The sequence below is a fragment of the Paenibacillus sp. NRS-1782 genome, from assembly GCF_050467685.1.
Classification (GTDB): Bacteria; Bacillota; Bacilli; order Paenibacillales; family Paenibacillaceae; genus Paenibacillus; species Paenibacillus terrae_A.
In genome coordinates, this window is record NZ_JBITPH010000027.1 from 1 (window position 1) to 5502 (window position 5502).

At 38.9% G+C, this 5502-nt stretch carries 5 protein-coding genes; all 5 read left to right on the forward strand.

Going from position 1 to position 5502, the window contains the following annotated elements:
- Positions 1-1463: phage terminase large subunit (gene terL / locus ACIFQM_RS12125; protein WP_430065626.1), on the forward strand; the 1463-nt coding region annotated here is incomplete at its 5' end.
- Between the two features lie 152 nt (positions 1464-1615).
- Positions 1616-2074: a DUF2262 domain-containing protein gene (locus ACIFQM_RS12130; protein ID WP_430044145.1), complete on the forward strand. Its 459-nt coding sequence runs from the start codon at positions 1616-1618 to the stop codon at positions 2072-2074.
- A 150-nt stretch (positions 2075-2224) separates the two neighbouring features.
- The gene (locus tag ACIFQM_RS12135; RefSeq protein WP_430065628.1) at positions 2225-3529 is read left to right on the forward strand and encodes a phage portal protein; all 1305 of its coding nucleotides are present in this window, start codon (positions 2225-2227) and stop codon (positions 3527-3529) included.
- Positions 3530-4307: 778 nt separating this feature from the next.
- Positions 4308-4925 (forward strand): DUF4355 domain-containing protein, encoded by a 618-nt coding sequence (locus tag ACIFQM_RS12140; protein ID WP_430065630.1) that lies wholly within the window; start codon positions 4308-4310, stop codon positions 4923-4925.
- Between the two features lie 28 nt (positions 4926-4953).
- The coding region (locus ACIFQM_RS12145) for a P22 coat protein - protein 5 domain protein (protein WP_430065632.1) at positions 4954-5502 on the forward strand (549 nt) is incomplete at its 3' end.

Sequence of the window (5502 nt, forward strand, 5' to 3'; positions counted from 1 at the left end):
ACATTGAGTTTTTCGCTTTAGACTATTTCCCTAAATATTTTGATCGAGCGTTTGGACAGTTTCACAAAGAGTTATTTTCGGAATTAAGACATATGCTTGCAAATACAGGACTGATTACGGCTTTCGGCCTCCCTAGGGAGCATGGAAAGTCAACGATCAGTTCTTTTTTATTTCCGCTGTATGCCACGCTTTATGATAAATCACAGTTTACATTGATTATATCTGCCACAGAGCAAATTGCATTGCCGTTCTTGGATATGATCAAAGATGAGTTGGAAACCAATCAGATGCTGATTGAGGATTTTGGGATTCGTAAAGGGAGCCGCTGGAACAACAATGAAATATGGCTGAAGAGTAAAGGTGGACTGGATTCATGCATTATGATTCGTGGCATAGATGGCTCACTTCGAGGTATTCACTATAAGCATCATCGTCCTACCTTGGTTCTAATGGATGATTTGCTTAAGGAAGATACCGCACGATCCGAAGCCAAGCGCGAACAAATTAAAAATACATTTACGGATGTCATTCTGCCTATTGGCACAAGGGATACGAATATTCTGATCTGTGGAACCATTCTCAATGAAGAAGATATCATGGCTGATCTGCTCAAAGGGAAGATACCAGGTGTAAGAAGCGTCCGTAAAGCAGCCGTGCTTCAGTTTTCAGAGCGTGATGATCTATGGTCAGAGTGGGAGCGGCAATATAATAATCTCCAAGACGAGGATAGGATCAATACGGCTTTTTCTTTTTTTATGGCTCACCAAGAGGAAATGTTGGAGGATACGAAAATCCTGTGGAGCGAGTATTTGGACTATTATTATTTGATGTGCAAGAAGCAAGCGATGGGAGAAAAAAGCTTCTATAAAGAGCTACAGAATGATCCGCGTTCAACAGACGAATACATATTTCAGAATCTCATGTATTGGGATAGGTTGCCTGAGTTTGAGGACATGGAACTTGCCATGTACATTGATCCAGCGATTAAAGCCGGGAAGAAAAATGACTATTCTGCGGTTTCAATTATTGGGCAGCATCGGAAGACGAAGCAGATGTACGTGATTGATGGTAATATTTATAAGCTGCTGCCGGATAGTTTGTTTCAAGTAGTGATTGAAAAGTTGAAGCTTTACCCTGTAGATAAGCTTGGTTTTGAAGTGAATCAGGCACAGAGCTATATGAAGCAAAAGTTTGAAGAAGAGCTATGGAAGGCGAATATACATACACCCGTAGAAAGTGTTCATTCCAAGGGACAGAAGCATGAACGAATTATTAGCTTGGAGCCGGAAGTGAAGAAGGGTCATATTCTGTTCAATGCAGATGACCTTAGATACAACCATCAAGTGAAGGATTATAATCGAAATTGTACATATGATGATGCACCAGATAGTTTATATGGGGCTGTTCAATTAATTCAGTCGGTCAAGAGTCTGAAATTTTATGATCGCAGTTTGTTATTTTGAGGGTTTTGCTAGATACTCATTCTTTATTTTGTCCAATCTCGTTGAGTTAACGGGCAGGTTAGATTAGACTTAATAAGAAATAGCTAATTTCTATAATGAATTAAGGGTTAAATTAGATGTAATTATATATATTAATAGAAAGGAATTATAGAATGGAAAGATCAGTAATCAGCAGCTTAATTGGAGTGTTTACATATAATGAGGACTGTACGGCGCTAGAGGCAAACGAAGAAAAAATACATTGGAGGTTAGATATAAAAAATGGATCTGTTGATGTAGCCAAAATGATCAAAAGAGCAGAAGAACTTTTCTTATGTTTAGCAGACTTTGATAGAAAAGCAAGAGAAGCCATAGCAGGAGAATTGATTGAATACAAAAATGATTTTTGGCCCGAGTATGATGAAAATGACGAAAATTTAAATTGGGATGCTGTGGATGCAGGTGAATATAATACAACGAACGAAAAATTTCAAGAATCAATAACGTTATATGATATCGAACTTAATACAAATGAAATATACTGTGAGTATGATGATGGAGATTTATTTGGTGGACATAGGATACATGCTTACTTCGATAAAAATTTCAAGTTATTAAGGGCTGATGTGTAAGTCAACACAAATAAACGCACTTAAAAAGCGCAGAGCTAGAAGTTAGGTTAACGAAGAACGTTAGTTCAACAAGGAACTACCTTAGTAAAGGTGGTTCTTTTATTTATTTAAGCAACAATTACATAGCCCATTTTGAAAGGAAGTATATATTTGCAAATAACTGAGTCTATCATTTTGGAATGTCTAAATGAACTCCAATCGGCTGCAATAGCCAAACAGAAATATGCAGATTACTACAATGGTCAGCATGCCATTCTCAAGAACTATGCGATGCAAGAAAGTCGAAGCAATCAAAAGCTTATTTTTAATTTCCCTCGTAAGTTCGTAGATAATGAAGTGGGTTATCTGCTCGGTAAGCCAGTAAACTATGTGTCCAAGTCAGATCAGGATACAGCTATACATAACATAGACGTACATATGAGTCATTGGGACAAGGAGCATAATCTACAGCTTCGAAAACAGTCTGAAATCTTTGGTGAGAGTTTTGAATTAAACTATATTGATTCGGATGGACAGTTTTCAGCCACCGTATTATCTCCTTTGAATGCGTATGTGCTGGAAGACGGAACAGCAGAACGAAATGTATTACTTGGCTTACATAAATTTACGAAAAGGTTTGATAAGCAAGTCTATCTGGACGTGTATACCGATCATGAAATTCTACACTATACAATCGGCAACGATGATAAACACAATCAGAGTAAGCAAAACCAGGCACCCGAACTGAAATATATCGGCAAACATAATCACATCTTTGGAAGAATCCCACTTATCTCCTGTCCAGCCAATACGGAGAGAAAAAGTGGTTTCCATGATGTGATTTCTTTATTTGATGCCTATAACGAATTGAATTCCGATTTGGTCAATGAAATTGCAGATCATCGCAATGCCTATCTCGTGATTGAGAATGCAAAGCTGGAAGCTGAAGACTTATTGAATATGAAGAAGATGGGCATTATTCAGGTTCCGGGTGGAGGAAAGGTAAGTTGGCTTACGAAGGAGATAAACGATTCTTTTGTGAAGAACGAGCTAGACAATATTGAGCGCAAAATTTTCGACATGATGGATCAAGTTAACTTTAATGAAAACTGGGCCAGTAATACTTCTTCCTTGGCACTTAGAAATAAGCTGCTGAATTTGGAGAATCGAGTGGCGATGCGTGAAGCTTTAATGGAAAAGGCAATCAAGCAGCGTCTGCGTAACTTCTTCACGTTTCTGCACATTAAAGAAGGCATGCAATATGATTACCGGGATATCGCTGTGAAGTTTACTCGTAACTTACCGACAGATTTAGTGGGGATGGCAGATGTAATCGTTAAATTGCAGCAAGTCGTATCTCAGGAAACATTGATAACACTGTTACCGTTTGTAGAGAATCCCAAGCTGGAATTCAATAAATTTCATGCAGAACAGCAGCGATTAATTGCTACGTATAAGGAGAAATCGAATGCATAATAAAAATAGGATCAAGCGGCTCGTTAAGAATAATTGTGCATGCTATCTTGGAGCAAAGCACGGTATCCCAAACTATTGCTGTTTACAAGATGGCCCATGTGTATTTTTCGCTCAAGATGATTCTTTGCCCCGTTGTAGCTATTTTGAAAATGGAGTTTTGCCCATAGATGAAAAGTTTGAACGAGAATATAAGTCTGAACGTAATGTAGAGGTTGGGTTTAATACAGCGAAACCGAGGGTGAACTGTCAGAAATGTAAGGCTACTTTTTCAGCGAATTCGAATCGGCAGAAATATTGTAAGAAGTGTAAGGACAAGAATGCAAACGAAAAGACGAAATTACGGATGCGTCAGATGAGGAAAAAACAGGCTTGATGTTACGCTTTAGAGGTTTAAAAAGCCCAATAAACTAAGGGTGAAAAACAACCCAAAATGAGGAGTTGGTATGTTTGTATCTATTTCTCGTTTTTACGTTTTCTAATGCGTAACATTATTGTATCAGATATGACGTTAAACGAATTCAACATACATATGCGTGTTCGAAAGCTCGAACCTAAACGGACTCGGTGTTACGCTTTAGGCTATTAAAAAACCGTATAAACAAAGGATGAGAAACAGGCAAAAGTGGGGAGTTGGTATGTTGTACCTTTTCCTCGTTTTTGTGATTACTAAAGCGTAACAACACTGTCCTGAGCATGACATTAAACGGCTTAATTCAATACATACATAAGCGTGTTCGGTTCTACAGAGTCGGATGGGCAATAAAGGAGATTAATGAAAATGAATTTAGAACAAATGAAGCAGTTGATTGAAGAAAACCAAACGAATGAGGAATGGCAAACGTATCTTCAGGGTTTGAATCCGTATAGCGTGGAGGGGATGGAGCAATATATCCAATCTAATCAGCAAGCCAAAAGTTGGTTCGATAGCACGGTAGACAAACGATCCGCCAAATCGTTGGAAACGTGGAAAGCCAATCATTTGGAAAGTGTAGTGGATGCTGAGATCAAGAAGCGATTCCCGGCTAAGGACGAGAAAGAAATCGAAGTCGAGAAGCTACGAGCCGAAGTGGAGCATATGAAACTGGAGAAACAGCGTGAACGGTTAACCAGCCAAGCGATCAAAATTGCATCCGAAAAGAAACTTCCACTCCCGTTAGTGGATTTTTTTGTTGGTACAGATGAAGAAGCGACGACAGCGAATTTAGCTATGTTGGAACAATCGCTGCAATTGGCTATACAACAGCAAGTCGAGCAACGGCTCAAAGGGGATGGCTATACACCTCCAGCTAGTTCAACGAGTAGCACATTTACATTGGATTCAATCAAAGGCATGTCGCCAAATGAGATTAATCAGCATTGGGATCAAGTCAAACAAGCATTACAAAACAAATACTAATAAAAGAAAAGGACAGGGTGATTAGAATATGACAGTACAAAATTTTATTCCTACGATTTGGAGCGCACGTTTAAATGAAAGTTTGAAGAAGAATCTGGTGTATGGGAACGTAGTCAACACCGATTATGAAGGAGAAATTCAAGGCCAAGGGTCCACCGTAAAAATCAATTCGATTGGAGCGGTGACGATTGGCAACTATGACAAAGTGGCAGGAATCGGTAATCCACAGGAGTTAGATGCTACACAAAAAACATTGGTGATCGATCAGGCGAAGTATTTTAATTTTCAGGTGGATGATGTAGATGCTGCGCAAGCGAATGTGAATCTGCTGGATGGTGGAATCGTAGAAGCTTCGTATGGACTTGCCAATGTAGTGGATCAGTATCTTGCTGGATTTTACACGGAGGTTAAAGCAGAGAACATGATTGGCATTGATACAACGCCTATAATTCCAACTTCTTCAACGGCGTATGATTTACTTATTGATTTAGGCGTACTATTGGACGAAAATAATGTACCTGAATCGGAACGATTTGTGGTGGTTCCCGCATGGTATTATGGCTTGCTGCTGAAGGAT

What these genes read in the sequence shown, in the direction of transcription:
- ACIFQM_RS12130 (WP_430044145.1), top strand. Translation starts at nt 1,616, where the DNA reads ATGGAAAGATCAGTAATCAGCAGCTTAATTGGAGTGTTTACATATAAT.
- ACIFQM_RS12140 (WP_430065630.1), top strand. Translation starts at nt 4,308, where the DNA reads ATGAATTTAGAACAAATGAAGCAGTTGATTGAAGAAAACCAAACGAAT.